Annotated in this window: 27 protein-coding genes; 15 read left to right on the forward strand and 12 right to left on the reverse strand. The window is 69.4% G+C overall.

What is annotated here, in order from left to right; translation table 11 throughout:
- Positions 1-4: 4 nt before the first annotated feature.
- The 5 genes from ABZ721_RS32350 to ABZ721_RS32370 all read left to right on the forward strand — a co-directional run bounded on the left by ABZ721_RS32350 (position 5) and on the right by ABZ721_RS32370 (position 5,020).
- Positions 5-193, forward strand: a complete 189-nt coding sequence (locus ABZ721_RS32350; protein WP_250980537.1) for a hypothetical protein — start codon at positions 5-7, stop codon at positions 191-193.
- Between the two features lie 39 nt (positions 194-232).
- Complete coding sequence (locus ABZ721_RS32355) at positions 233-646, forward strand: TadE/TadG family type IV pilus assembly protein (RefSeq protein ID WP_358792330.1); 414 nt, start codon at positions 233-235, stop codon at positions 644-646.
- Positions 643-1,095, forward strand: a complete 453-nt coding sequence (locus ABZ721_RS32360; protein ID WP_358792331.1) for a TadE/TadG family type IV pilus assembly protein — start codon at positions 643-645, stop codon at positions 1,093-1,095. Before ABZ721_RS32355 ends, ABZ721_RS32360 begins: the two co-directional genes overlap by 4 nt.
- A 62-nt stretch (positions 1,096-1,157) precedes the next feature.
- On the forward strand, positions 1,158-1,544 hold the full coding sequence (locus ABZ721_RS32365) for a pilus assembly protein TadG-related protein (protein WP_358792332.1): 387 nt from the start codon (positions 1,158-1,160) through the stop codon (positions 1,542-1,544).
- Positions 1,545-1,552: 8 nt separating this feature from the next.
- Positions 1,553-5,020 (forward strand): LysM peptidoglycan-binding domain-containing protein, encoded by a 3,468-nt coding sequence (locus ABZ721_RS32370; protein ID WP_358792333.1) that lies wholly within the window; start codon positions 1,553-1,555, stop codon positions 5,018-5,020.
- Positions 5,021-5,226: 206 nt separating this feature from the next.
- Here the strand turns inward: ABZ721_RS32370 and ABZ721_RS32375 are convergent, their stop codons facing one another.
- The 4 genes from ABZ721_RS32375 to ABZ721_RS32390 all read right to left on the reverse strand — a co-directional run bounded on the left by ABZ721_RS32375 (position 5,227) and on the right by ABZ721_RS32390 (position 9,680).
- Positions 5,227-5,460 carry a hypothetical protein gene (locus tag ABZ721_RS32375; RefSeq protein WP_358792334.1) on the reverse strand — a complete coding sequence of 78 codons (234 nt, stop codon included), beginning with the start codon at positions 5,458-5,460 and terminating at the stop codon, positions 5,227-5,229.
- 238 nt (positions 5,461-5,698) lie between these two features.
- Positions 5,699-6,253, reverse strand: a complete 555-nt coding sequence (locus ABZ721_RS32380; protein WP_358792335.1) for an XRE family transcriptional regulator — start codon at positions 6,251-6,253, stop codon at positions 5,699-5,701.
- Positions 6,254-6,256: 3 nt separating this feature from the next.
- Positions 6,257-8,374 (reverse strand): helix-turn-helix transcriptional regulator, encoded by a 2,118-nt coding sequence (locus ABZ721_RS32385; protein ID WP_358792336.1) that lies wholly within the window; start codon positions 8,372-8,374, stop codon positions 6,257-6,259.
- Between the two features lie 133 nt (positions 8,375-8,507).
- Complete coding sequence (locus tag ABZ721_RS32390) at positions 8,508-9,680, reverse strand: hypothetical protein (protein WP_358792337.1); 1,173 nt, start codon at positions 9,678-9,680, stop codon at positions 8,508-8,510.
- An 830-nt stretch (positions 9,681-10,510) separates the two neighbouring features.
- On the opposite strand from ABZ721_RS32390, the gene ABZ721_RS32395 reads away from it, so the two are divergent.
- Together ABZ721_RS32395 and ABZ721_RS32400 are read left to right on the forward strand one after the other, a co-directional pair.
- Positions 10,511-10,798 (forward strand): hypothetical protein, encoded by a 288-nt coding sequence (locus tag ABZ721_RS32395; protein ID WP_358792338.1) that lies wholly within the window; start codon positions 10,511-10,513, stop codon positions 10,796-10,798.
- Entirely contained in the window at positions 10,795-11,556 is a 762-nt protein-coding gene (locus tag ABZ721_RS32400) for a hypothetical protein (protein WP_358792339.1), read from the forward strand. Before ABZ721_RS32395 ends, ABZ721_RS32400 begins: the two co-directional genes overlap by 4 nt.
- Positions 11,557-11,848: 292 nt before the next feature.
- Here ABZ721_RS32400 and ABZ721_RS32405 read toward each other — a convergent pair whose 3' ends face one another.
- On the reverse strand, positions 11,849-12,253 hold the full coding sequence (locus ABZ721_RS32405; protein WP_358792340.1) for a DUF6233 domain-containing protein: 405 nt from the start codon (positions 12,251-12,253) through the stop codon (positions 11,849-11,851).
- 111 nt (positions 12,254-12,364) lie between these two features.
- On the opposite strand from ABZ721_RS32405, the gene ABZ721_RS32410 reads away from it, so the two are divergent.
- Positions 12,365-12,694, forward strand: a complete 330-nt coding sequence (locus tag ABZ721_RS32410; protein WP_358792341.1) for a hypothetical protein — start codon at positions 12,365-12,367, stop codon at positions 12,692-12,694.
- Positions 12,695-12,717: 23 nt separating this feature from the next.
- On the opposite strand, the gene ABZ721_RS32415 is transcribed toward ABZ721_RS32410, so the two are convergent.
- The 4 genes from ABZ721_RS32415 to ABZ721_RS32430 all read right to left on the reverse strand — a co-directional run bounded on the left by ABZ721_RS32415 (position 12,718) and on the right by ABZ721_RS32430 (position 16,285).
- On the reverse strand, positions 12,718-13,740 hold the full coding sequence (locus ABZ721_RS32415; protein ID WP_358792342.1) for a Ku protein: 1,023 nt from the start codon (positions 13,738-13,740) through the stop codon (positions 12,718-12,720).
- Between the two features lie 124 nt (positions 13,741-13,864).
- Positions 13,865-15,124, reverse strand: a complete 1,260-nt coding sequence (locus tag ABZ721_RS32420; RefSeq protein WP_358792343.1) for a PIN domain-containing protein — start codon at positions 15,122-15,124, stop codon at positions 13,865-13,867.
- Positions 15,125-15,194: 70 nt separating this feature from the next.
- Positions 15,195-16,037, reverse strand: coding sequence for a diaminopimelate epimerase (dapF, locus tag ABZ721_RS32425; protein ID WP_358792357.1), 843 nt, complete (start codon positions 16,035-16,037; stop codon positions 15,195-15,197).
- A 17-nt stretch (positions 16,038-16,054) separates the two neighbouring features.
- Positions 16,055-16,285, reverse strand: coding sequence for a hypothetical protein (locus ABZ721_RS32430; RefSeq protein WP_358792344.1), 231 nt, complete (start codon positions 16,283-16,285; stop codon positions 16,055-16,057).
- A 140-nt stretch (positions 16,286-16,425) separates the two neighbouring features.
- On the opposite strand from ABZ721_RS32430, the gene ABZ721_RS32435 reads away from it, so the two are divergent.
- The 3 genes from ABZ721_RS32435 to ABZ721_RS32445 all read left to right on the forward strand — a co-directional run bounded on the left by ABZ721_RS32435 (position 16,426) and on the right by ABZ721_RS32445 (position 19,160).
- Positions 16,426-17,193, forward strand: coding sequence for a GntR family transcriptional regulator (locus ABZ721_RS32435; RefSeq protein WP_358792345.1), 768 nt, complete (start codon positions 16,426-16,428; stop codon positions 17,191-17,193).
- 67 nt (positions 17,194-17,260) lie between these two features.
- On the forward strand, positions 17,261-18,211 hold the full coding sequence (locus ABZ721_RS32440) for a hypothetical protein (RefSeq protein ID WP_358792346.1): 951 nt from the start codon (positions 17,261-17,263) through the stop codon (positions 18,209-18,211).
- A 40-nt stretch (positions 18,212-18,251) separates the two neighbouring features.
- A complete protein-coding gene (locus tag ABZ721_RS32445) occupies positions 18,252-19,160 on the forward strand; it encodes a hypothetical protein (protein ID WP_358792347.1) in 909 nt (302 codons plus the stop codon).
- Between the two features lie 154 nt (positions 19,161-19,314).
- Here the strand turns inward: ABZ721_RS32445 and ABZ721_RS32450 are convergent, their stop codons facing one another.
- On the reverse strand, positions 19,315-19,500 hold the full coding sequence (locus tag ABZ721_RS32450; protein WP_358792348.1) for a hypothetical protein: 186 nt from the start codon (positions 19,498-19,500) through the stop codon (positions 19,315-19,317).
- Positions 19,501-20,029: 529 nt separating this feature from the next.
- On the opposite strand from ABZ721_RS32450, the gene ABZ721_RS32455 reads away from it, so the two are divergent.
- The gene (locus ABZ721_RS32455) at positions 20,030-21,079 is read left to right on the forward strand and encodes a fatty acid desaturase (RefSeq protein ID WP_358792349.1); all 1,050 of its coding nucleotides are present in this window, start codon (positions 20,030-20,032) and stop codon (positions 21,077-21,079) included.
- A 151-nt stretch (positions 21,080-21,230) separates the two neighbouring features.
- Here ABZ721_RS32455 and ABZ721_RS32460 read toward each other — a convergent pair whose 3' ends face one another.
- Positions 21,231-21,605, reverse strand: coding sequence for a hypothetical protein (locus tag ABZ721_RS32460; protein WP_358792350.1), 375 nt, complete (start codon positions 21,603-21,605; stop codon positions 21,231-21,233).
- A gap of 134 nt (positions 21,606-21,739) precedes the next feature.
- On the opposite strand from ABZ721_RS32460, the gene ABZ721_RS32465 reads away from it, so the two are divergent.
- Both ABZ721_RS32465 and ABZ721_RS32470 read left to right on the forward strand, forming a co-directional pair.
- Positions 21,740-22,810 (forward strand): Ku protein, encoded by a 1,071-nt coding sequence (locus tag ABZ721_RS32465; protein ID WP_358792351.1) that lies wholly within the window; start codon positions 21,740-21,742, stop codon positions 22,808-22,810.
- Complete coding sequence (locus ABZ721_RS32470; protein ID WP_358792352.1) at positions 22,807-23,031, forward strand: hypothetical protein; 225 nt, start codon at positions 22,807-22,809, stop codon at positions 23,029-23,031. Before ABZ721_RS32465 ends, ABZ721_RS32470 begins: the two co-directional genes overlap by 4 nt.
- 738 nt (positions 23,032-23,769) lie before the next feature.
- Here ABZ721_RS32470 and ABZ721_RS32475 read toward each other — a convergent pair.
- Positions 23,770-24,051, reverse strand: coding sequence for a hypothetical protein (locus ABZ721_RS32475; RefSeq protein WP_358792353.1), 282 nt, complete (start codon positions 24,049-24,051; stop codon positions 23,770-23,772).
- 464 nt (positions 24,052-24,515) lie between these two features.
- On the opposite strand from ABZ721_RS32475, the gene ABZ721_RS32480 reads away from it, so the two are divergent.
- Positions 24,516-25,886, forward strand: a complete 1,371-nt coding sequence (locus ABZ721_RS32480; protein WP_358792354.1) for a hypothetical protein — start codon at positions 24,516-24,518, stop codon at positions 25,884-25,886.
- The last annotated feature ends 399 nt before the right edge of the window (positions 25,887-26,285 follow it).

The following is a 26,285-nucleotide window of genomic DNA, read 5'->3' on the forward strand; positions in this document are numbered from 1 at the left end:
GCTCATGGACATCCAGATCCTCACCGTGTGGATCCGCAGCCACTACGCGACGCTCAAGGCGGGTCGCGATGCCGGCCAGACCAGCACCGAGCTGGCGCTCATCGCCGGTGCGCTCCTGGTCGGCGCCGGCCTGCTGGTCGTGGCCATCCGCGGCAAGCTCCTAGAGAAGATCGGCATCATCAACGGCGGCTGAGCAATGAGCACGGACCAAGACACGGAGAGGGGGAACAAAGTGAAAGCCCAGCGAAGCCGCTGGCGGGCCATGGCCGCGCGCCTGCACGGCAGTCGGGGATTCGCCAGCGTCGAATTCGCGACCCTGGCCGTCGTGGTCCTGGCGCTGATCTTCACCGCCCTCCAGGTCGGCCTGTACTACCACGCCCGCAAAGTCGCCCAGTCCGCCGCACGCCAAGGCGTCGAATCCGGCCGGGCCTTCGGTGCCACCCCAGACGACGGAGTGCGCCAGGCCGACGACTTCCTCGCCAAATTCGGCAACAGTGTGCGCGACGCCCAGGTCTCTTCCGCTGGCAGCACGCCGGAGCAGATCCGCATCACGGTGACCGGTCACGTTGCAACCCTGGTGCCCGGGCTGGAACTGGACGTCACCCAGTTCGCCGACGGCCCAATCGAACGCTGGACCGCCCCATGACCCGCCCGCACCGCTTCCGCATCCGCAGCGACCACCGAGACCGGGGCAGCTACGCGCTGGAGACCGCGGTCCTGGCGCCCGTCGTCATCGGCCTGCTGGGGTTGATGGTCGCCTTCGGTCGGGTCGTTGACGCCGAGGGTGCTGTGGACTCCGCGGCCCACGCCGCCGCACGCGCCGCATCCTTGGAACGCGACGGCGAGCACGCGCAGTCCCAAGCGCAAACCGCGGCCGACCGAAGCCTGGAGGGCGACGGCATCACCTGCCAGACCTCCAGCGTGCTCGTGGACACCGCCGGCTTCTCCCTGGACGTCGGCACGGAAGCCACCGTCACGGTGACGATCTCCTGCACCGCCAACCTGGCCGACATCGGGCTGCCTGGCCTGCCAGGCTCCAAAACCCTCACCTCCACCTGGACGAGTCCCATCGACACGTATAGGGGCCGGCAATGATCCGTGCGCTGCGCCGATGCGCCCACCGGTGCCGGCCTTCAGGAGACCGGGACCGGGGTTCGATGTCCCTGTTCTTCGCCGTGGCCGCGCTGGCGATCTTCATGGTCATGGGGCTGCTCGTGGACGGAGGCGGCGCTCTGAACGCCGCCAACCGTGCCACCTCCCTCGCTCAGGAAGCCGCCCGCACCGCAGGCGAGCAACTCGACCCGGCCCAGGCCATCGAGGGCACCGCGATCACGATCGACCCGGACGCCGCCCGTACCGCCGCGCAGGACTACCTCGCCGCGGCAGGCGTGCAAGGCGACGTGGAGATCACCGACGGCGGGCAAACCCTGAGCGTCAACGTCCACAGCACGTACCAAACGCTGTTCGCCTCCATGGTCGGCAAGTCCACGATCCAGGTGACGGGTAGCGCGACAGCCCATCTGCAGACCCAAGCTGGAGGCTGAGCCGCACCATGGCCCCCCACACCCCCGGACCGCTGCGCACCCTCGGCGTCCTGCTGCGCGCCCTTGCCGGCCTCGCCCTCCTGCTCGCCCTGATCGCCGGCGTCCCCTACGCGCTCCTCGCGATCGGGCACCAGCCCACCGAACTGTCCGGCGGCCTGGACCTGCTGCTGCGCCAGGACGACGGCACGCTCTTCCTGGTCGTCATCACCCTCCTGGGCTGGGCCGCCTGGGCCGCCTTCACCCTCTCCGCGCTCGTGGAGCTCGTGGCGGTACTGCAGCGCCGCTCCGCCCCCCGAATCCGCGGCCTGAGCAGCATGCAGTCTCTCGCCAGCTTCCTCATCGGCGGGATCGTGCTCCTCGCGCCGACCGCCGCATCTGCCGCAACCGCCACCCACGCCGCCGCCGCCGTCAGCGTGACGCAGAGCGTCACCCACAGCCAGGGCAGTGCGAGCGCCTCCTCATCGACAACGCCCTCAGCGGATGCCACGCACTGGCCCACCCACACCGTCACCTCGCCCACCGAATCCCCATGGGACCTCGCCGAGCACTACCTCGGAGCCGGCCAGCGGTGGAAAGACATCGCCGCGCTGAACCCCGAGATCCACCAGCTCGCCGCCGGCGACGGCTACCTGCCGCACGGCGCGGTCATCAAGCTGCCCGCTGATGCCCGCACCACCACACCGACCACCAGCCCCGACCCCGCTGCAGACGCACTCACCACCACCCGGACGGAAGGCCCGCAGGAACATCCGGCACAGCCCGCCAGCACCCGGGCGGCCACCGCCGGCAGCGGGCCGGAGGTGCCGACCACCTACACCGTCGTACCCAACGACTCCTTGTCGGGCATCGCGCAGGAGCAGCTCGGCGACGCCGACCAGTGGCCGAAGATCTACCACCTGAACGCCGGCCACCTTCAGCCCGGCGGTCACCATCTCACCGACCCCGACCTGATTTACCCCGGCGAGCACCTGAAGCTGCCCGCACCGCCCGAGACCACCCCGCCCTCGGCCCCGGCCACACCCCATCCTCAGCAGAAGCCCTCCGGCCCCACCGAGCACCCCCCGACGCACGCGCCGACCGAGCACCCTGCTCCCGCGCCGTCCACCACCGCCCCGGACAGCCGACCTTCCCGTGAGCAAGCGTCGCCGAGCACGCAGTCGCCCAGGCCGAGGACCACGCCGTCCGCGCCAGCCACCCGGGCGCCGGCCCCGAACGGTGTCCCCTCCCCCGCCGCCCCGGTGCCGGCGGGCACCACCACGGCGGAGAGCACGGCCACCGGCAGCCGGATGCCGGTCTACGCGCTCGGCGGCGGACTACTGGCCGCAGCGCTGCTCACCCTGCTCGCCACCCGCCGCAAACTGCAGCAGCGCCGACGCCGCCCCGGCCGCCGTATCCCGCTGCCCACCGGCAGCGCGGCCGCCACCGAGAGCGCCCTGCGCGCCACCCAGAACCCCGACGGCGCCGAGTTCATCGACGCCGCGCTGCGCACCGCCGCCGTGCACCTGGCCGCCACGGGGAGGGAACTGCCCGAGCTGGCCGCCCTGGTGTACGCACCGGCTACGGGTCTGGTGCTGCATCTGGCCGCGGCTGCCGCCCCAGTGCCGCCGTTCGTGGCCACCGATGAGGACAGGAGCCGGTGGCACTGCCCGGCCAACACCACCGAGCTCCGTAAACCTACGGACACCCGCACCGTCGATGCCCCCTATCCCGCGCTGGTCACCCTCGGCGGGGACGCAGCCGGCCAGACAGTGCTGGTCGATCTGGAGCACTATGGAGCCGTGCAGATCACCGGCCCCGACCGGCTATCGGTCCTGCGGGCTCTGGCCGTGGAATTGGCCACCTCGCCGTATGCCGACCACCTCGATATCGCTGCGCTGGGCAACGCCGCCTTCGGCGGGCTGCCCGCCTTGCTCCCCGAGTGGTTCGCCGCGCCCGTCGATGTCGCGTCCGCGCTGCGGGCGGTAGCCGCTCACCACACCGATCAGCAACAGGCACTCGCCGCCGTGGGCGCCGACAGCCTGCGCCAGGCCCGGCTCGGCGAGGATGGCGCAGCGTCCTGGACCCCGTACCTGCTCCTCGCCGCCGACGACCTCAGCGAGCACGGTGCGCACGAGCAACTCGCCGCCGTCACCGACGCGCACCCCCGCACCGCCACCGTCATCATCACCACCAACGACCCGGGCTCTGGTGCCGCGTCCCTGCCGTCGGCGTGGACGATCGACGCCTCCCCCGCCGCCGTGGTGCAGCTTCCCGGCACCGACATCGTCTGCACTCCACAAGCCCTGTCCGATCAGGACTACGCCGATGTCCTCGAGCTGCTGACGCTCTCCGATGAAGCCTCCCCCGACGTGCCGGCGCGCCCCGACCCTGTGCCCGCCGTTGCCCTGGAGTCCGTCCCAGCCGAGCCGCCGCAGTCTCCCGCTATGGCGGTGCCGGCCCCGTACCACCATGATCCACGCGTCCACGCACGGATCACCGAGGACGACGCCGACCTCTCCCCCGCCCCATCGTTGCCCTCTCCCCCTGCGGGTCCGGTCGCCAACGGCCTGGACGGCATCGGCCAAGACAACGACCGCGGGCTGCTGGCCGGCCTCGCGGATTTCGGTGGCGACCTGGACGACGAGCCGGAGCCGACGTCCCCGGACACCGCCCCGCCGACGCCCACCAGCATTCCGATCACCGCCCCGCGCGCTGCCGCCGAACCTGCCCCGGCGCCTGCGGCCAAGGAAGTCCTTCGTGGTCCGGTCATCCAGGTGCTGGGGCCCGTGGATGTGGTCGGCGCGCAGGGCACTTTGGAGACGAAGCACCGCCGTACCTTGACGGAGCTCGCCGCGTGGATGGTGCTGCATCCCGGCCTCGACCATCGCGCCCTGGACGAGGCGCTGTGGCCTGGCAGGGACGTCGACCGGAAATCCCGCAACCCGTGGATCAGCCGCCTGCGCGGCTGGCTCGGCGCGAGCGCCGACGGCGCCAAGCACCTGCCCCTCATCGCCAATACAGCCGACGCCCGCTACCGGTTCGCCGACACCGTCACCTGCGACTGGCACCAGTTCCAGATTCTGGTGGCCGCTGGAAAGCGCGCACCGCTGGCCGACGGCGACGCGATGCTGCGCACCGCGTTGGAACTCGTCCGCGGCCGACCGTTCGCCGCCGTCCCGCCACGTCGCTACCACTGGGCCGGGCATCTCGCCCAGGACATGATCGACGCGATCATCGACGCGGCCGCGACGCTGGCCGAGCGCCGGCTTCAGGCTGCCGATCCGCGGAGCGCGTTGTGGGCGGCGACCAAGGGGCTGGACGTCGCGATGGAATCCGAGCGGCTACACCGGCTGGCGTTCCGGGCGCACCATGCCCTCGGGGACTACGACGGGTTGGAACGCGCAGCAACCCAGCTCGAGAAGCTGTGCGACGAGCTGCACTCCGACATGGAGGACGCGACCGCGGAGCTCCTACGGACCCTGCTCGCCCCCGCATAGGAAGATCCAGGCGGCACGGCGCTGACCTGCGGTGCAATCGGCCGGTGCAAGCATGTGTGCAACCGGTCCCCCACGTCCTGCAGCGTCGGCACAGTCGACCTCCACCGTCTCTGGTCCCCTGCGCAGCCGGCGCTCGAGACGCAGGGAGGCTCGCCAGCCCGGCCGGGTCGGCGGACCAGCCTGATGGGAGGCCGGGCCCGCCGTACTCACCATGCCTTCGGCAGCGCGGCCAGGGCGTGGTGTTCCTCGCCGTGGCCCTTGCCGACGACCCGCCACACCGCCGCGCCCGCCCCGTCCTTCATCAGCAGGGGCAACGTCGTGGTCGCCACGGTGAGCTTGTAGTTCACGCTCCCGACGTGGCGGGCCCGCTCGTGAAAGGCCGCCTCCCTGGTGTCCGGGGTCGCACGGCGCGGCGTCGGGGCGAACACGAACAGCACCACCGGGAAAGAGCAGATCGGTGTTCGCGACGATGGAGTCGCCGAAGCCAGGCGCTGGTGAGACAGGGCGATCAGTCAGTGGACGCGAACGGGCCTTCCACCTCCGCGGTTCCGGCGTCCCAGTACCTCATCTGGCCAGGGCGCGGGCGCCAGCCGCTGGCGACGTGCCCGTCTGCCTATGCGACAGCTACCGTGCTTTGGCTCATCCAAATAGTTAGCGCTCGCCATAAAGCGCTCCGAATCAGTATTCGAGATCCAGGTAATCAATGTCATTCAGGGTTACGTCCGAGAGTCCTGTAGCGCGACTTCCGCCGTCCTGGAAATAGATTTCCTTGAATCCTTCGGCGATGATCCCGCGCAGGTCCTGGTCGCTGGCGCCGGTGTCGCGGGCGTGGAAGAGGCGCTGTGCGTAAGCGGCGGGGAGGCGGACGGTGAGGCGGCGGAAGCGGCCGTCGTCGGTCGATCCGGCGGACGACTCGTAACCGAACCGGGCCCTGGTCTCCACGGTGATCCCGCTGGCGGCGGCCTGCTGGCGCCGGCGCTTGCGTACCTGGGGCTGCCATCGCTGCCGTACGGCGTTGTCGATCTTCGCGGCGATGTCCTTGGGCGGGTTCTTGCGCGCGCCGCGCCGGTAGCGGTTGACGGAGTCGGCGGTGATGCCGAGCTCCTGTGCGACGGCCTTTGCGCTACCGAGCTGCTTGAGGAGGTAGTTGATGCGGGCCGGAAGGGTCTTGGGCGGTTGACGGGTAAGGGCTTCGCGGTCGGCCCGTTCGATGGCGCTCTCGATTTCGCCCATGGCCTACTCCCCTTCGTCCAGGACCGCGTCGCCGCCCTTGATGTGACGGGCCGGGTTCAGGCCCTGCTCCATCAACTCGACCGCCCACAGCATCGACTGCACGCCCTCCAGCTTCGCCAGGCCTGGCGTGGCCCCCAGGCGGAACCCGCCGGGCTGCGGCCTACCCGAGGCGGCATAGGGCAGGAAAGCGAGCGGGCTGTCGCCGGGGCTGGGGTAGACGACGCAGTCGGAGAGCACGGCGAGCGGGTACAGGCCGGTCATCTTAACCATGTTGCCCAGCTTGCGATGCATATTGACCCGGGCCTTGCTGATGACCGCGGCCCGGATGTCCGGGCGCCAGGTGGGCCGCTGCAGGGCCGGCCACGGCTCGCCTTCCTTGTAGGACTTGCCCTGGGGGCGCTCACGGAGCTTGCCGACGCCGCCCTTGACCGTGGCCTTGATCGCGGCCAAGACGGCGGCCAGGGCCGGGTCGTTCTGCTTGTGCTGCTCCATCGCGGCCAGGAACGCCGCGTCGTCCAGGTCCTTGGTGACGCCAAGGTCGGCGAGGGTGTCGACGTACGCGGTCTTGAGGCGGTCGTGCCACGGGTCCAGATACGCGCCGGTCTGCCGGCGCAGGTACGCCTCGATCGGGGCGACGTTGTGGCCGAGTTCCTGGGCGTAGGCGACGGTGTGCGTCTGGTACCAGGCCGGCCCCGTGGGGCGGGTGCCGTCGGGGGTGAACGGGGAGGGCAGGCGCGGGTCCAGGTCGATGGTGCTGAGGTCAACCAGCCAGGACCCGGGGATCTTCGGGTTGAACGTCGGGGCGTGGAAGTGATCCGGTGCGGACAGGCCCACGGTCAGGCGGGCGGCTGCGGCGAGGAACGCGGTGTTCAGGTCCAGGCCGACCGCGTACGGCAGCAGGCACTCCTCATCGGTGAGCGAGTCCACCGACCGCACCCACTGGTAGGCCTCTTCGTTCAGGAAGCCGCCCGTCCAGCCGGAGTTCACCACGACAGGGTGCTCGGGGGTGGCCTCCGGCGGCGCCGGGTCCATCGGCTCCGTGCCGAGCGAGCCCGGGTTGTAGCCGGACACCCAGTTCCCGGTCGCCGGGTCCTGCACGGCCTTCGTCGGCGGCCGCAGCGCCGTCATCAGCTCCAGACCGGACACGGCCGTGGAGCCGCGCGGGGTGATGACCCGCTGGGCGTACACCCCCAGCACGCGGGCGACGTCGGCCGGCTCCATCTCCGCCACGCCGGGCCAGGACCGCTCATCGAGGGCGTCCCACGACAGGATCGCCAGCTGCACGCACTGCCGGTCACGGCCCTGCGCCGTGCGGTAGATCCGCGCCCACGGGCCGAACCCGCGCTGCGTCAGCTGCCACTTCGCGCGTGCGACCTGCTTGACGACGGGGTGGTCCTCCGGCAGTCGCAGGCTACGGCGCTGCTCGTGGCCCTCCAGGCGCTCGGGCAGCCCGAGCTGCACCGCGGCGGCCGCGGTGAGCGCGATCAGCGGGTCGGAGTCCTTGCCATGGCGGTTGAGCTTCGTGGCACCGAGTCCGGACTCCTTGAGGGTCCACTCCACCAGCTCCGGGATCGTGGTGGCCGGGCAGTCCAGGACGATGCCGTCGACGCCGTACGCGAAGCCGTCACCATCCAGCACGGCGAGCGGACCGTGCGGAAAGCGCGGGTCCCGCGCAGCCTTGGCGGCCTTCTTAGCGGCCGGGCGGTGCGACGACGCAACCGGACGGGCGGGGCGCACCGGCTGCGCATCGGCGGGAGGGTCGGGTTCGGCCAGGTCTGCCTCGACGGTGGGCACGGCGGTGAACGTCTCCGGCACCGGGGCGGGCGGCGGCGCGGCCACGGGGGCTTGGACGCGCGGGGCGGGAGTTGCGTGGGCGGGGAACTTCGCGGCCCATCCGTTCAGCAGCCGCTGGTACGCCGAAAGCCGCGGCTCCTTGGGCTCGCTCCTGCCGTTCTCGTAGTTCTTCACCGTCTGCGTCGTGGTCTTCAGCGCGGTCGCGAGACGCGCCTGCGTGATGCCGGCCGCCTCCCGCAGGCGGGCACGCTCCGCCGGGGGCGGGAGCTGTGGCTCCTCCTGCAGCAACGCATCGATGTTCGCGTACAGCTCTTCCTCGGTGGCCATGGAGAGCCTCCTTTCGTACCTCATCCTAGCAGTGCTTACCCTAAAATTTAACCCCTTCTTTTAACCCTTACTGATGATTCTGGGAGGCGGCAGGGTCAGGGCGGCGCGGCGGGTCGGCCGCCGTGCGGTGAGCTCAGGGCCGGACGGTGACGGAGGCGGCGGACTGCGCGGGTAGCCAGCCGCGTCTGCGCAACGTGGTCTGGCGGGTGTGGCACCAGGCGGAGCACCAGGCGCGGGTCACCCCGGCAGGAAGGGGCTGGGCGCACACGTGGCAGTGGCCAGCAGGGATGACGGCGGCGAGTTCTTCCACGAGCCGGTCAGCGGCCGGGTTGTCACCGAAGACGTGAGGGTCGGCGTCAGCCTGGCAGCCGGCCAACAGGTCGGCGAAGACCCTGCGCAGTTCCTGGAGCTCGCGGCGGCGAGCTCCGAGCAGATCGAGGTAGTCCTCAACGGGCCAGGTCACCAGGCGAGCGCTACGGGTGAGATAGAGGCCGACGGTGTCGATGCGGTAGCGGTCCGCCGTGTCGAGCAGGAGATAGCCGAGCAGCTGCCAGACGGTCTGCTGGGGCAAGTTGTGGGGGCGGGAGGCGCTCTTGAAGTCCAGCAGGAGCCCGTCGACCAGGAGGTCGGCGTCGGCGCTGATCCGAGCACCGGGGAACGTCGGGCCGCCGCGGCAGTCGGCCGGTGTGCTGGCCTGGCGCAGGAACTCCAGGGGGCCGCCGACGGCGTGGTGGACCTGGTGGACGACGTCGTCCACCAGCACCTGGTCGGGAAGCTGCAGGAGCCGGGCCAGGGTGAAGGTCGCGGGATCCTCGCGGGCGGCTTCGTACAGCGGGGTGAAGGTGAAGCCGTACCAGTTGCGGTAGGCGACGGCGAACCAGGCGGCCGCGAGCAGCATCCTGGCCAAATATTGCTCTTCGTCGTGGGCGCGCTCGAGGTCTTGCCGGCGGTCGTCGAGGGACAGGGCGTGCACGGTCGCTTCCAGGTGTTCCACCAGTTCGGCGCCGACCGCGCCCATGCGGTCGCCGGCCAGAGTGTCCGACATCGTGGCGGCGACGGCGATGCCGTCCAGGCTGGCGTCGTCGACCGGGGCGGCCGCGGTGAAGGCCAGCCGCAGTCGCTGGTCGATCGCCGTGCCGATGGTGCCGGCCTCGCCGCCGATCCCCGGCGGCGGCATCAGCACGCGGTCGGGCACGTGCCGGGCGCGGAAGTCCGCGCGCAACGGCTTGGGGCCGGCGGACAGTTCACGGTCCAGGAAACGGCGCAGCGGGGTGCGGGGGCTCTTCAGCCCGGACGTCAGGCTCATGCTTCACCACCGAACCCAAGGCGGCACGTTGGCCGGCGAGCTCGGGCCTGCGCGCAGAGCGGGGACAGGGGCAGTTCGCTGCAGTGCGGTCATGCCCGCACGGTAGGAGCGGGCGCTGACAACCCATTCACCCGATCGGGTGACTCGATCAAGGTTCGCGTTCTCGCTGACGGGGACGGTTCACCCCGGTGAGCTGGGCTTTTCCCTCGCACGAATGTCCCAGTAAAGGCGGTAGACGAAGTGGGTCAGCGAACCTCTGGCGGTTCATCCCCGCAGCCCGTTGACTGGTTGGCAGCCGCAACCGGGCACCACGGTCGGCAGCGCGTTCCCCAGGGAGGCGGTGTCGGCCACGGCGGCGGGTGACGGTCCGGGCGTGCGAAGGGGCGGACCCCTGTAGAGGGCCCGCCCCTGATGTCCCGCGGGGCTAACGCGGAACGCACAACTGGGTGTCCAGACAAGACTCCCCCGGTGCCGGCCAGCCGTAGCGCGAGACGGCACCGTCCTCCATTAGGCCCGGCTACGCGTCTGTTTGCAACATGATGTTTCATGTTTCGGGCCGTTTGTGCAGGTCAGGGGGCGTCATCGCTCTTCAAGGGAAATCACGGATCCCACTTTGTGCTAGGTCCGATGCCCAGCGTTTCATGATTCGCGGCATTTCCGCAGGTCAGGGACATTCCTGCGCACTTCATACAGCTACCGAGGTGTAACAGAAGGTGATCATCGTCTAGCTTGTCGGCAGCGCGATGAGCGGTGCACCTCCGATGTGGGCTAAGCACCGGATCCGCCCCTCGCCCCAGACAAGACCAGATGCTGTTGATCAAGGAGAAAGCGTGAACAGCCGTAGCAACCCGAGCGGACTCGGCCTGCTCATAGCAACTGTCGTACTCTTCGGCGGCCTGGCCGTCGTCCTGTACGCGATGGGTCTGAGCGAGGTGGCGGTCGTCCCCACCATCGGTGCGGTGGCCGCGGCCGCCGTCGCCGTCCAGCGGACCTTCAGTGGCCCGGCCGCGCCGGCCCGCAACGACGTGCCGCTGCCCGACCCGTTGGAGCGCAGCGCGAGCGCCGAGGACGCGCAGAGCGCCGAGGGCACGATCACGAGCCAGGAGAACGCTGCATGACGCTCTCCGAGCAACAGCCCAGCACGACGACGCTCGGACCGATCGTCGACGGACTGGGCCCCAGAAACTACGAGTTCGTGGCGTACCTGCGCCTCGTCTACGACAGGAACAAGGCCCGCGGCCACTTCACCGGCCTGCGCGAACTGCAAGAGCGGTCTACCGCCACGATGCATCTCACGGTGCCGGTGATCAGTCGCATCCTGTCCGGCGCCCGCTTTGCGTACTACAGCGAGACCTGCCACCTGTGGGAGCTCTTCACCGGCAAGCCGGCGACCAGGAAGCTGGAGAACCTGTGGCGTCGGGCGGCCGCCGAACGCGGCAATCCCAAGAAGGACATCGACGGACAGATCCGCAAGATGTCTGAGAAGACCACCGGCCTCATGCCGCGCATCGTCGGCGGCAGGGTCCGCATTATCGGCAGCGCCACGGGTTCCCGCCGGACGCCCGCCATCATCATGGCGACCGCATCGGCGATTCTGGTGATCGTCGCCTTCGTGATCCGCCAACCCTGGATCGCAGGAGTCGCCGGTGCCCAGGTTGTCGCCACCGCGACGCTACTGGGCTGGATGATCCGGGCGCAGCGGCTGAGCGATGTCATCCGGACAGGAGTCGCGGGGCTAAGGCTCCTGGTGGATTACTTCTTGGCAGGACTATGGCTTCTGGTGGATTACTTCTTGGGAGGGGGCGGTGAACGCCCCCTGCGGTACCGGAGAAGTGAACGCCACTTGCAGAACCGGAATCGAGACGACACGGACTGACGCCCCCGGTGCATCATGACCGTGCCCCTTCCCGACGGTTACCGGGAAGGGGCACGGTCGTACGGCCGCAGCGGGATCTGCTGCCGCTCCACCGCGGGCTGCCGGCATCCGCCTTGCCGCGGAAAGACGTACGCCGCGTCCCCGGGTCTGCCAGCACGCCGTCGGCCCTCAGGCACGCCGGCGGAGCGGGGCGGCCACGAACCGCTCTACCGCAGGGGGGCCGAACGGGCAGCCCTCGCGAAGGCCGGCTCGGCCTACAAAAAGGGGCCGTGCCGGGTAGATCCGGCCTTCCTCATTGGGGGTCCCTGGCTACGGGCTCATCGGGCTGCCGGAGGCCTTCCGCCGCGTCGCACACGTCGCAGCCCACCCCGGACGTCGACGCCAACAGCGCACGCGCCCGCTCCAAGGTCAGTTCAGTCTCGCCCGAAAGCCAGCAACCGCCGCGGTGTATCTCCCACGTCTCGCCGTCGGCGAGATGCCGGCGGTTGGCCCGCCAGCCGGCAGCCGGCGGCGGCCAGCCCCTCAACGGCGACGGGACCTGGGTGGCCGCAGGCTCCGGGACCGGCGACAACTCGTACCACCAGGTCCCATCCGGAGCCTGCAGACGCCGGCCGACCACGCATTCTCGGACCTCACCGCCTGGCAGGTGCACCACCGCCACCGGTCGGCCGTCCCGCGGAGCCTGTACCTCACCCATGTATCGAATAATAGTTCGAATAACGTCATTTCGGGTACCCTCGCCGTCACCCTGTCCCAGCACGCGCGCCCAGATCCCCACGATGTCAGGGCCGCCGCGTAGCCTGCCTCCATGCCTGACCTGCCCGAACCGTCTCCGGACCTCATTGCGCTCCAGCGTGCATACGACCGCGCCCACGCGGCGGCTTCCGCCTATGCGGATGCCGTGACCGCCGAGCGGCGCGCCCTGCACCCCGACCCGGACACGGGGTGGGACCCCAAGCAGGCAGCTCTACGCAACGCCTGGCCGGTCGAGCAGGCCGACCAACTCACCCGGCTCCAAGCCGAACGTCTGACCGCCCTCAAAGCGCTGACCGGGCACCCAGAGGTAGCTGCCGCAAGGTACAACGGCACGCTGAAATCGCTTCGCGCGCGCCTCCAGGATCTCGCCCAGGACCACTAACCACAGTCCTTCAGCGCCGACGGTCAGGCGCTGCGCTTGCGGGCAGTGGTCTTCTTCGCCACCGTCTTCTTGGCAGTCTTCCTGGCAGCCGCGGTGGACTTTTTGCCCTCGTCGGTCTTGGGTGTGCCGCGTGTACGGGTGTGGGCGGTCGACGCCGATGCGTGGCCGGCGGTGGTCTTCTTCGCTGCCGCCTTCTTCGCCGTTTTCTTCGCTTGGGCTTTCTTGGCGGTCTTCTTCGCCGGGGTGATGTCGTGGACGGTGGCGTCCTCGTTGTGGCCGCGGTTTTTCCTCGCCTGGGCGAGGCTTTCCTCGAGGGCCTGCATGAGGTCGACGACCTTGCCGGGCGGCGGGGCCTTGGCCGGGGTGAGGTTGGCGCCTTCGACCTTGGCGTGCACCAGGTCGGCCACCGCGGCGGTGTACCGGTCCTCGTACGCGTCCAGGTCCGCCTCGCCCAGGGCCTCGATCAGCGCGATAGCCGCCTCGATCTCCCGCTCCGCGAGCTCCACCGTGCGCGTCGGCGCCGCCTCGGCGGGGGACTTCATCTCGTCCGGCCAGTGCAGGGCGTGGGCGATCAAGACGTCCTCGTATGCGTAGATCAGCACCAGCTGCTCCTTGTTGTGCAGCGCCACCTTCCCGACAGCAGCCTTCCCCGCCCGGGCGAGGGCTTGGCGCATCAGCACGTAAGGCTTGTCCCCACCGGAGCTGGGCTGCAGCACGTACGGAGTGTTGTACTGCGTGGCCGGGACGCGGGCCATGTCGAGGAACCCGCTGATCTCGATCGTCTTCGCGGTTGGCAGCGGCATCGCGGCGAGCTCGTCGTCGGTGATCTCCACCAGCGTCCCGTCCGGCGTCTCATAGGCCCGGCCGATCTCTTCCGGTTCGAGAACCTGCTCGTCCAGCTCACACTTCTTGCGATGCCGCACCGGACCTTGGTCCGCCTTGTGCATCTGCCGGAACGGAATCTTGTGGCTACTGACCGTTGATCCCAGACGCACCGGAATGGAGACCAGGCCGAAGGAGACCGTCCCGGACCACAGCGGCTTCATCGCACGCATCCCATGCCTGAGCTGGTCATATTCCGACGCTACGACCGACCCCGTAACCCCGCGACCGCAGCGAACCGGTGACACGGCCCTTGGTGGGGGCGGTAGCTCTCCGCTGGGGCCGACATCAGCGTGTCTCGTCCTCGGCAATCAGCGTGGGAGACCAGTTTGATCCGCGGCTTTCGGCGCGCTGATCGTTCAAAGCACGGAACAACCGGGATCTCATGCTGGGGTGCTTACTGGCGTCCCTCATGAGTTGCTCCAGTGACGAGTACACAGGTGCCGTGTGGGATTCCAGATTGGAAAGTGCTGCTTTCATCCTCTCGAAGTCGACTAGCTGTCGGGGCTCCTCGAGTTCGTGATCAACAGCGCGCGGCTTTTTGGTGCGCAGAACGGTCAGCGCAGATTTCGTGTCCGTCAGCGACAGCAGGAGATGGGTTTCGAGATGCGTGACGGCGTGCACGAACGCGTCCTCCTCGGTGAGCAGCGTGAAGCCGGACAGCTCCCATCCGACGTTGGCAGTAGCCCACACGTGCTTGCCGATGCGGTACGCGTGGACATCAGTCAATGAGGTGCGGCAAGCTTTGATGCCGCCTGGGTCCAACCAGCCGCCAGCCCATCCTGTGTGGCTGCCCTCATCGCTCGCCCACGTACATTCGAATCCGGGTGCGTGGATATCGAAGAGCATGTCCCAGCGACGGGCTGCTTCTCCCACCACGACCTGGTCTGTACCGGGCCGATCGCACGCCGCGGCCACCAGATCTTCGTTAACGTCCGTCGACTGCGCGAAGCGCCCCATGAGGTCGTCGAGCTTCGTCAGGTGCACGAAACGGTCTTCGATGCCGTAGAGGTCCTGGTCCATGGGGTGCTCGTAGCCCGATTCACCGTCCCCGAAGTCCTTGCTGTTCCCGCTGACGAAGTAGACGATCTCATCGGGATGCTCACGGGTGTACTCAACAGCGGTGAGCCAGATCGCGGCGTCCCGACCCCCGACCTTCAGCGGTTTTGAGGCCGTGCCCTTGAGCTGGCACGGTGCTAGAACATTGGCCTCTCGAATCATCGCCTCCTGGAAGGCCGTCTGACTGGTCGGGATAACGCTCACCAATTCGCCGTACCGCTGTCGCCAGTACTCGCGGACACCGTTCGCATCACCTGCCCCGACAGCCGGAACCTCCCAGGGACTGGCCTTCGCGAATTTCTCCAACGCCAAGATGGCGGCCTTCCACGCCTCCAGGTATGCCGCAGCTTTCTGCCCGGCCAGTTCCTCCATCACGACCCAGGGAACGCCGACGCGTTCAGCCTCTGACTCCTTGATGGCGCGCAGCAGGTCGGCACTGTTGTTGTTCAAGCCGATACTGCGGATCGTGCAGGTGTCCAGAATGATCACGGAAAGCACACTCCCTGGGTCCGGTGGAATGTGCGCAAGCATCTCAGGACTGCCCAGACGGGTGGGCAAATTACGCGTAGCTGAGGCGGACCATCCCTTCGGCCAAGATCAGTGCCGGGCCGGTGAGCTGCATCGTCCCATCGTGCAGTACCGCTATGTACAGGCGTCCACCGGCGGTGTCGACGATGTAGTGGGCCGAGCGGGGGCGTGTTTCGCGCTGCCGCATGGCGGTGACGGCGGCGCAGGCCCCGGTGCCGCAGGAGCGGGTTTCCCCGACGCCGCGTTCGTGCACGCGCATGGTGCAGTGGCGGTCGCCGACGACGGTGACGAATTCGACGGTGACACCGAGGGGGTAGGCGTGGGCCGGGCGAACGACGGGTGCGGTGCGCAGTTTTCCGGCGTGGGTGAGGTCGTCGATGAAGACCACGGCGTGCGGGTTGCCGACATCCACGTGCAGAGCCGGCCAACGCTTGCGGCCGACCGTAACCTCGATGTCGCCGGGGCCTGCGAGGCCCGGGCGTCCCATGCCGACGGTTACCGGCCCGTCGGGGTTGGCTTGGAGAAAGACGTTTCGGCTGCCGGCGCGGGTTGCGATGTTGAAGCGGCCGGGGGCGGCCAGGCCGCTGGAGACGAGATAGCGGGCGAGGACCCGGATGCCGTTGCCGCACATGGCGCCCTTGCTGCCGTCGGCGTTGCGGTAGTCCATGAACCACTCCGCCTCCCCCGCCATCGTGGCGGCCTCGGGGTCGGCGGCGGTGCGCACCGCCCGCAGTAGGCCGTCAGCGCCCAGGCCGGTGCGCCGGTCGCACAGCCGGAGCACCTCCTCGGCGCTCAGATCGAGGTGGCCGTCGGGGTCGGGGAGGATCACGAAGTCGTTCTCGGCGCCGTGGCCTTTGACGAAGGGGTGGTCCATGAGGTGGGTCGGGGTGGTCAGCACGAGGGGGCGATTCCTAACGCGATGCGGAGCCAGGCGGTCTGTCCGGCTTCGGTGGCGGTCAGGCCGTAGGTGTCGCCCAGATCGAGGACGGCCAGGAGGCGGGGCCTCTGCCGGACGAGAACGGGGGTTATGTCGATCTCGATCCGGACCGCGCCGGGTTCCTCGATGGCGCGGGACGCTTCGCCGGCGAGGGCGGTCAGTTGCGCGGCGGCTGAGTGGATCACGGTGAGATGGCGGTCGTAGCCCACTGCACGCACCATTCGATATGCAAGCGATTACCCACAGCTTTACTAGTCCACTAGTTTTTAGCTAGTGGACTAGGTTGTCAATCAGTACAGGTCAGCGCCGTAAGCAGAGGAGAACCATGGCTGACGGCACTTCCCCACTGGCCCCCTACCTGCGGGTCGCGGCCACCTTCCGAGCCCGCATCGCAGACGGCACCTGGCCCCCCGGCCACCGCATGCCCTCCCGCCCGGAATTGGGCCAGGAGTTCGCGGTCGGCGACAACGTCATCCGCCGCGCCCAGGAACTCCTCATCGCCGAAGGCCTCCTCGAAGGCCGCCCCGGCGCCGGCACCTTCGTCCGCGCCCCGGCCGAGCGTCGCACCCTGCTGCGCACTCCCTCCCCCGAGGCCGGCGCACCGCGACCGGGACTGGCCCCGGCCGGCTTCGACGGAACCTGGGAAGCGGACAGCACCGCGAAGGTGCCGGCACCGCCGGACATCGCGGCCCGCCTGGCCGTCGATCCCGGTGCACTGTGTGTGCGGACGGTGTACGAGCTGCTGCTGGACAGGCAGCCGGTCCTGCTGTCGAGCAGCTGGGAGCCGATGGACCTGACCGGCGGCACCGTGATCGTGCTGCCCGAAGGCGGCCCCCTGGCCGGCCACGGGATCCTGGCACGGATGGCCCACATCGGCATCACCGTCGCCCGCATGGTGGAAGTCCCCCGGCCTGTCCAGATCGACCGCGACCAGGCGCAGCAGCTGGCCGTCGCTGCCGGATCGCAAGCCACGCTCATCGAGCGCACCCACTACGCCACCGACGGCCGGCCCGTGGAGACCGCCGACATCGTGGTCCCGGCCGGGCTGTGGGACATCACCTACGACATCCCGATGCCCGCCGCCGGAAGCTGAGGCTCGGCCGCCCGCAGCGCCGGCCCGCAATGCGGGTCTACAAGGACAGATGGATAGGGGGAAGGCAGTGACGGACGTGACCGCTGGCCAGCAGCCCGCCGAGATCAGGTTCGACGAGCACTTCAGTGGCCTCGATGACGGCGTCGAGCATCTGCGGCAGATGATCCTGGCCCGGCAGGAGGCGGAGCGTTGCGTCGCTGCAGCCGAACAGGCCGTCCTCGCGATGGTCGACGGCGCCGTGCGGGTCGGCGGGACCCTTGAGGACCCCGTCATGAAGAATGTGCTGCGCCGTCTGCACTACCGGATCCGGTTCTTCCCCTCGGCCGCGCTGGCCAGGACGCTCGGCTTCATCAACAAGAACGGCGTCGCGAACGTCCAGGCCATGGCCCGTCAGCTCGGGCCGGCCGCCGCCGAGGAGCCGTGCACCGCATGCGGCAAGACGATCCTCACCTACTCGGGCTCCGGTGCGACCGATGACCTGTGCCCGAAGTGCCGCAAGGCGGTCAAGGACGAATACTTCCAGCAGGCGGCCGCCCGTTGGGAACCGCGTAACAGCCGGCATGAACACATACAGAGGGGCACAGTGACGGCCCTGGTCGCTGACTGGCGGGTGGCGGCCGCCCTGGTCCTCGCCTACCCGCCGGCCACCACCGAGCGAGACCACCCGGACACCGGGTGGACCTGGGCGCAGTACGAGCACGCCCGCGCCACCGAGCGGCACCTGGCCACCCTGCTTCCCGAGGACTGCGCCGATCTTCCCATGGACACCGCCGCGCCGCTCCTGGCGGCCGCGCAGGTCGCCGCCGACTGGCACCCCGGCCGGGCCTGCTCGATCACCGAGCACCTCACCGAACGCAGCCCCACCGCGATCCTCACCCAGCTGAAGACCGCCGTCACCCGGCGCCGGCGGGAGCTGGAAGCAGAGGCCCTGGTCCTGCACCCGGATCTGCCCGACCCCGCGGACACCCGCCCAACTGGTGCTCTTCTTGTGGCCGATGGGACCGAGCGGCAATCATGAACCCCTCAGGCCGTCCGGCCTGACGAGGGGGGAACCTGCTATGCCCGCACCGCGCCGCGACCCGGTGACCCGGGCCGCCGACGCGCTGGCGTCACCGGTCTTAAACGCGCTCATCGGCCTGGCGGGGATCATCATCCCCATCGCCGCCTGGGTCAGCGCGAGCGCCAGCGTCAAGAACACCCTGCTGATAGCCGAGACCGCCATCGTGATCGCGCTGACCGGCAATCACCTGTGGCTGCGCAAGCGCTTCATCACCCTGCGCCGCGCCACTAACCTCAAAGCCATGGATGACGCCCAGTACTACGACCTGGTCCGCGCCCACCTCGAGCAGGAGCTGATCTCCGACTACGGCGAGATCGCCGACGGCCACCTTCAGGTCTACGCCAGCGAAGTCCCCAGACTGTCCGTCCTGCTGGTCAAGACGCTCCTGGACTCCCCCACCCAGCCCAAGCGGATCTTGGCGGCCGACCTCACCACCAACCCCGGCCTGCTCACCCAGCGCCGCGAGTACCTGGCCGCCAACCGCCGGCTGCTCGAGGCCGGCGGCACCATCAACCGGCTGTTCATCGTCTTCCAGGACGACCTGCGCCGCGAGGACTACGCCAAGGACTTCCTCGCGCTGGTCAACCACCACCGCCAGCTCGGCGTCACCTGCGGCCTGGCCGTCCGCGACCGGCTGCGCGCCGACCAGGCCGTGGACGTCGTCATCATCGCGACCGCCGCCGCCCTGGTCGAAGAAGAGCAAGGAGACGCGGAGTACACCCGCGGCCGCTCCAGCGTGTACTTCAAGAACGTGGAACGCTGGATCGGCCGCTTCGAGTCCGTCTGGGGCCATGGGGCCGACTCCGCCCCGATGGTCCTGCAGACCTATGAAGCCACCGCCCGCCCCATGCTCGACGGCGGCACCTGGGACACCGACCGGACCCGCCAGACCGTTGACACCCTGTAGCAAGGCCACCCGAAGGCGCCGCGGCGCTGCGGGGCGTGCAGAACAAGGTGCCGATGTCCCACCGCCGGCAGGCGGGCAGGACCGGCACGCGAAGGTGCCCGTCACCGGGATGGTGACGGGCACCCTTCATGCGCTGGGCGGGCTGTTCAGGACGTCAGAGGCGGTGACGGGCGTACAACGCGACCAGGCCGACGGCGCCCGTGCCGACGCCGGTCGCCGCGCCGCGCACCGTGTAGAGCATGACCGTCCGGCGATACCGCTTGATCCCGCAGGTGAGACAGGATCCGCGGTAGCGCAACATCTTGTGCGCGCAACTTCGTTTGCGCTGTGTACTCTTCATTGAGTACCACTCCATCTCTATGAACTCGGGGTGGATGCACCACGCGAGGCCCCGTCGGTCCCCCGCAGAGGGATCGAGAGCACGGGGCCTTTCGTGTGCGTGTCCACTGTAGATGTCCCGCGAGACCGGCGCCTTACGCCGGGTCCGTGCGCACAACGGCGCTGGGATTCATGGGTAGTTCAATGTGACGTGACAGTCCCTCATGTGACGCGCTGTCAGCTAGTGAAGCGGCTGACGCTGTGACCCAGATCACGGTAGATGGGTCGTGCGGACCCCTCTTCGCTGCGGCCACATGCCGCGATGGGACCGTCATCGGCCCAGGCCTGCACGCCCGTTGCCGTCTCCGTCGCCTACGCACGGGGGCCTTGCTCAATCTGCCCCCGAGGGATTTCCGCGTCGACGAAGCGGCCCACCGCCCTCGCACCAGAGCCTCATGGCACTGCGCGAGATCGGCCACTTGCTACTAGTGCACTAGTTCAACCCTGTGTGACAATCGGCGGATCTTGCCGCTCCGTCACGGGGACCGCCCATGCTGCTCGCTTTATCCCTCCTCGCCGCCGGTACGGTGCTGCGCCAGGTCGATCGGGCCTACTTCGCCCGGCACCGGCCGCACAGGGCCCGCGCCGCCGACCTGATTGCCCTGCAGCGCGCCCGCGCCAACAACTGGACGCCCACCGTGTTGCTGGTCGGGCAGTGGGTGCAGATAGCCGGCTGGTGGAGCCTGGCCGGACACGGCGCTGTGGCCGCGGCCGCGGCCGCGCTCGCGGTCGCCGTCCAGCTCCGCCACCTGCAGGAGATCGCTCACGCCGCGGTCCACGGCATCCTGGCCCGCACCGCCCGCGCCAACCTGCTGCTCGCCGAAACCCTGGTGCAGCTCCCCCTCGGTCTGGCCCCCGCGACCGAGCGCCGACAGCGGCACGTGCGCGACCACCACCCCAACGCCACGCTGGCCACCGACCCGAACCTCGCCGAACTCCACCGGGCCGGCCTGCTCCCCGGCGTCACCGGCCCCCGCTTCGCCGCCGCCCTCCTGTACCCGCTCACCGCCCGCGGCCTGGCCGCCACCGCTGCCGATCTGGCCGAGAACCTGCTGCGCTCCCCCGGCCGGTGGGCCCGCGCGGCCGCCGTCTGTGCGGTGCTGTCCGCCGCCTACCTCATCGGCGGCTTGACCGCCGTGGTTTGCGGGGTCCTCATCCCCCGGCTTCTGCTGTACCCGCAGCTCGCGTGGCTGTCCCTGCTGGTGGAGCACACCTGGTTCGACCCTGAACCGCGCAGCGGCGCCGTGGCCTACGTCGAAGCCGGCCGGTGCTTGCGCCTGTACCCACGAAACCGCGTCCTGGCGCTTCTTGCCGCCACGACCTGGCTCCCCTACGGCGACCTGTACCACTACGCGCACTCCGCCCACCCCGCTGTGCGGTGGAACTACCTGCCCGCTCTGGAGCGCCACCTGGGCGCACCGCACTTCATCCCGACCGGCCTGGTCCTCGGCTCCGGATCGGTCGCCCGTCGGCACCTAGCCGCCCTCAACCCCTCCGCCGCTGCAGTGTCACCGGTCACCGCACCAACCCCTATTGGGTGACCCGCCGAACCCCCTCACAGGGCAGGGACCGAACCGCCACACTGCGGTTCGGTCCCTTCTCCGTGCGGGGGCACCAGCGGCCTGGGCCGGGCGCCGGGCCGGCGCGGTGTGCAGCGGGCGGGCGGGTGTCTCACGGCGAGGGAAGGGGAGGTCAGCGGGTCCAGCCGGGCGCGCCGACCTCTTTCTTCAACCGGGTGTGCAGGCTCATCCAGTTCCCCTCAGCCATCGCCTTGACCACCGTCGGGTGCCCCCACAGGGCTTTCAGCGCTGCCATGCGTTCGCTGCGCAGCCGCTTCAGTTCCTGCTGCTGGTCTTGGTTCCAGACCTTCCGGGCGGGAGCCGGTTCCTGGACGGGGGCCGCGGCCTTTTGTGCGGGGGCACCGTCACCGGGAGCGGGCTCCGGGTTCGCGGCGGGTTCCACAGGGGCTTTGTCGATGGTGTCGATGTAGGCGGCCACGACCGCGTCGGCATCCTGGAAAGCGGCCTGGCAGGCGATGAGGTCAGCGGGGAGGTCGTCCGTGGGCATGTCGGCCACGGTATGCGCCGGCGCTGACGGGCCGGCCGGGCACGCCGTGTGCGTCACCGGTTCGCTGCGGTCGCGGGACGGTGGGCGCGGTCGTAGCGTCACCATATGAGCTGCTCAGGCGAGGGGTCGATCCCATGAAGCCGTTGTGGAGCGGCACGGTCTCCTTCGGCCTGGTGTCAATTCCGGTGCGCCTGGGATCGACGGTCAGCAGCCACAAGATCCCCTTCCGGCAGATGCACAAGGCGGACCCAGGTCCGGTGCGGTACCGCAAGAAGTGCGAGCTGGACGATCAGGTGCTCGAGCTGTATGAGATCGGGCGCGCCTACGAGACGCCCGACAGCACGCTGGTGGAGATCACCGACGACGAGCTGGCCGCGATGCCGCTGCCGACCGCGAAGACCATCGAGATCAGCGGATTCCTGGACATGGCGAGCGTGCCGGCCACGCAGTACAACACCCCGTACGTGCTGCAGCCCGGCCCCGGCGGCGACAAGCCCTACGTCCTGATGCGCCAGGCCCTGAACCGTGCGGGCAAGGCCGCCGTGGGCAAGGTGGCGCTGCACAACAAGGAGCAGCTGGTCCTCATCTACGCGTATCAGGACGTGCTGATCGCGCACACCCTGCACTGGCCCGACGAGATGAAGTCCCCCGCCGAGGCCGCACCGACCCGCCGGGTGGAGCTCGCGGAGCGGGAGGTCGAGGCGGCCATCGCGCTGATCGAGGCGCTGGGTGAGGCGGACCCGGACGCGTACGAGGACCAGTACACCGCAGCGGTCGCCGACCTGGTCCACGCGAAGGTCGAGGGCGCCAACCTCAGCCCGCCCCAGACCCCGCCGCCCGGGAAAGTCGTCGACCTCATGCAGGCCCTGGAGGACAGCCTCGCCCAGGCGAAGAAGAACCGCGACCAGGACGCCACTGTCCACGACATCAGCCCGAAGAAGGCCGCTCCGAAGGCGCCCGCGAAGAAGACCGCGACCAAGAAGGCCGCTGCCAGCCACGCGTCGACGTCGACCAGCCACACCCCCGCGCGCAGCACACCCAAGGCCGACGAAACGAAGAAGACCACGGCGGCCGCGAAGAAGGCCCCTAGAAACCGCCAAGGCGGCGAAGAAGACCACCGCTCGCAAGCGCAGCGCATGACCGACGGAGTCGGCCTCCTGAAGATCTGGCCATCAGCGGGGGCGTCGTCCACAGTGGGGCGATGAGCCCGCTGCGACCCGGTGACATCACTGACGACATGGTCCAGGCCATGGACACGGCCAAGCGGCAGGGTCTGCAGAAGGACCTGCGCGCCCTCGCCGCCAACATCCGCGCCGACGCGGAAGGCCGGTACGACAGCGCGGCGCCCGGGTGGCAGGCCGGAGTCGAATGGGCACTGCTGTGGATGGAGAACACCGCCAGCCAGCTGACCGAGGGCCGGTCGTAACACCCCGGCTGGTCGCGCCTGCCGCGCCGCACGACGGGCCGTAGGTGGGGACGTGCCGCGCGACCAGGTCGAGTGGGCGAGTTGGATGGGTGTGGCACAGCGTGGCAGGGACCGCGGTCGTCGTATCGCCGCCCTGGCCCAAGTCCAAGTCCCTGTCCATGGCGGCTGTGCACCGCACCCGGTTTGGGCAGCGCATCTTGGGGACCACGCGAAAATCGAACTAAGATTCAATTTATGAGCGAGCGTGCGGCTTCACCTAGGCAGGGTCGGCCGTGGGTGGAGGTCCACCTACCGGGCCGTGACGCGACGATCGAATGTGTGGTGGGCCGTCGACGTCGGGCACCGGATGGATCATGGTGGTATCAGCTGGTCCGGATCGAGCCGGCCACCGGGCAGGATCCCGTCCCGGAACCGGGGGGCTGGCCCCCGCCGGCTGACGACTGGCGGGCCCAGTGCCGCCACTACGCGGAGGGCGAGCGCTGGTTCATACACCGCGGTGGTTGCTGGCTACCAGGCGACAAGGCGTTGACGGCGATCGAGGCCCGCGCTCTGCTGGCGTCGCCACTGGGGCTGGGCTGCGACGTGTGCGACGCGGAGGACGGCCTGCAGAGCCCTGGTTAAAGGCTGTCTCAGAGCGTGGGCAGTCTCCGCACCGCAAGCTGAACGCAGAACGGGCCCCGAACCGTTCGGTTCGAGGCCGTCGCGCGTAGTCAGGGTCCGGGCCTGCGGCCCGGGACGTCAGCTGGCGTCGGGGTGCCGGCCGACCAGCTGCGTGAGCAGCTCGACGATCTGGACCTGGTTGCGGTTCATCGTCTCGGCAAGGCCGTGGACTTCGTCGGCGAGCAGATCCACCTTCTGGTCCAGGTTGTCGACCTTCTGATCCAGATTCCCGACCTGCAGCCGGACTGCCGTCAGGTCGCTCTTGATGATCCCGAACTCGCGGTCGGTCTTGTCCTGGCCCTGCTCGAAACGCCGGGTCAGGGCAGCGAGCTCGCTGTGGGCGACGGGGTCCTCGGGCACGCGGGTACTCCTGCCAGATCACGAAACCGCAGATACGAAGACTCCACGATATCGCGTCCGCGCCCCAACACGGCCTCCCTCGCTCGCGCGACGCTCCCGGATGGACAACCCCCGTGCTTGCTCTGGCCATTGCCGTGGCCCACGGGCGTCGGTGTCGGCATGGGTGACGTCGCAGGCCTGCTGCACCGGGGCCGTGGCGTGCGCCGGGGTGAGTGGTGTCACGGAAGGGTCCGTTTCACCTCGGGATCCGGTGCGCGGATCACCGGCCTCATGTCCTGATTTGTCGTATCGAGCAACGGAAGGCGGGCATCCCAGCCGACTTCCTCTGTACGCGACTCGCGGCCACCTGTCTGCGGAATTGGCCTGAATCTGCTGCACGAAGAGGGTTGCGTCGCATGTATAAAGGATACAAGTTCAGTGATGCACAATATATGCAGCGCTTGAAGTGAAACGAGGAATCAGCCTTGAGTCACGTTCTTCCACTCGCCAACGGTCTGCGCACCGACCATCCAGTGCCGGGCCTTCCCTTCGTCGACGACTCGCACCTCCCGCTTGACCAGGGGCCGGAAGCCATTGAGGCCGTGGGCCGCAACCAGGGCGAAGGCATGTGGGGCCGCTTCGACCCGAACCGCGCCCACGGCGGCTGGCGCGCCTTCACCACCGACCCGCTCGCCCACACCCTCGGCTGGGCGGTACGCCACCACCCCGAGCACGGCCGGACCGTGCTGCTCGTGCGCGACAACGACACCTCGAGTCTGCACATGCAGTGGGACGGCGAGCCGCTGCTGTTCCGCGCCGGCGGCTACTGGTGGAACGGCGAGACCTGGTTCCGACCCGGCCAGGTCTGGGATCAGGTGGCCGAGGAGTTCGAGCGGCGCACGGCCCGCATGGCGGTGACCGTCAGCGCCGCCGACATGCTCGACGGACGCGCCAACCCCGCCCGGGCGTATGTCGGCAAGGTGGCCACCTTCGACCCCGACGCCGCGCGCCCGGACAACTGGCTCGACCACCTGGCGCTGTGGGCCCAGCACCACCAAGAGCAGGACGACGCCCGGCCACTGCAGCGGTGCGTGGTCGACATCTCCAGCCCCGAGCTGACCGGCGCGCAGCTGATCGGCGCCCCGGAGATGGCAGAACGCGGCGGCATCAATGCCTCAACGCTGCGGGCCTACATCTCCCGCGGCAACAGCGAAGTCCCTCTGCCGCAAGCCGTCGTCGGCGGCCGCGATCAATGGGCCCGTGCGGTCGTTGACGACTGGGTGGAGTCCCGCAAGCGCTCCTACCAGGGCGTAGGGGAAGCGATGTCCGCCGGCGACCGCGACGCGCTCTCGCCCGGCGCTGCCGAGGTGCGCGACCGGTTCGCCGCCGACTTCCAGCACACCCTGTTCGACCGGCCCGACGTGCGAAAGCGGTGGGTGCTGCGCCACCGCAACAAGGAGTCGGTCGAACAAGTGGCCACCGAGCTCGCCTGGTCGGTCGCAGCCAGCCTCGATCGCATCATCCCCGCCCAGGACCTCGGCCGGGTCGTCCGGGGCGCGGTACTGCGCGACCTCGGCGACTACGCCGAGGAGGCCAAGGCGAAGGAGTCCTGGTTCCTGCTGAACCTGACGCCCGCGGTGGGCAAGATGCTCGTCTGGTTCATCCGTCACTTCCCCAGCGACGCGTACACGGCCATCGGAGAGATCCAGCGCGAGGCCCACAGCACCTGGGGCGTGCCGGCGGCCGACACGCTGCGCGTACTGCGTAGGGACCTGTCGCTCGACCGCGGAAAGCTGACCGAGCAGCAGCGCGCGACGTACTTCGCCCTGCTCGAACCGCACGAGGGCACCGCCTGACCCGTTCGCACCCGCCCGATAGCAGGGGGTCCGGAGCCATCGTCAGTGGCTCCGGACCCCCTGCTCGTGACTGTAACCGCGCTCCCAGGCCCTCGATGCGGGCGGCTGCCCCTACAACGAGGCGTCGGCTGGGGCGTCCGCACTTGGTGCGGCTGCTTTGGCACTCGGTGGCACATAATGATGCAGGTCGAAGGGGCCGCTGCGTGCTGACAGCTCCGTGGGGTGGGTCGTTCGTGCCAGAACTTCGCTGCGATAGCGCCAGCCCGTTCCGAAGTTGCAGGCCTTGACCCCTGCCGGATTGTTCTGAACCGTTCCGGGTTCGGTAGAGACTCGATTCCATGAAAGGATCGAGTCATGGCACGCCCTTCCTCCTATCCCGCTGAGCTGCGCAAACGAGCG

This window comes from Streptomyces sp. NPDC006733 (assembly GCF_040636125.1).
Lineage (GTDB): Bacteria > Actinomycetota > Actinomycetes > Streptomycetales > Streptomycetaceae > Actinacidiphila.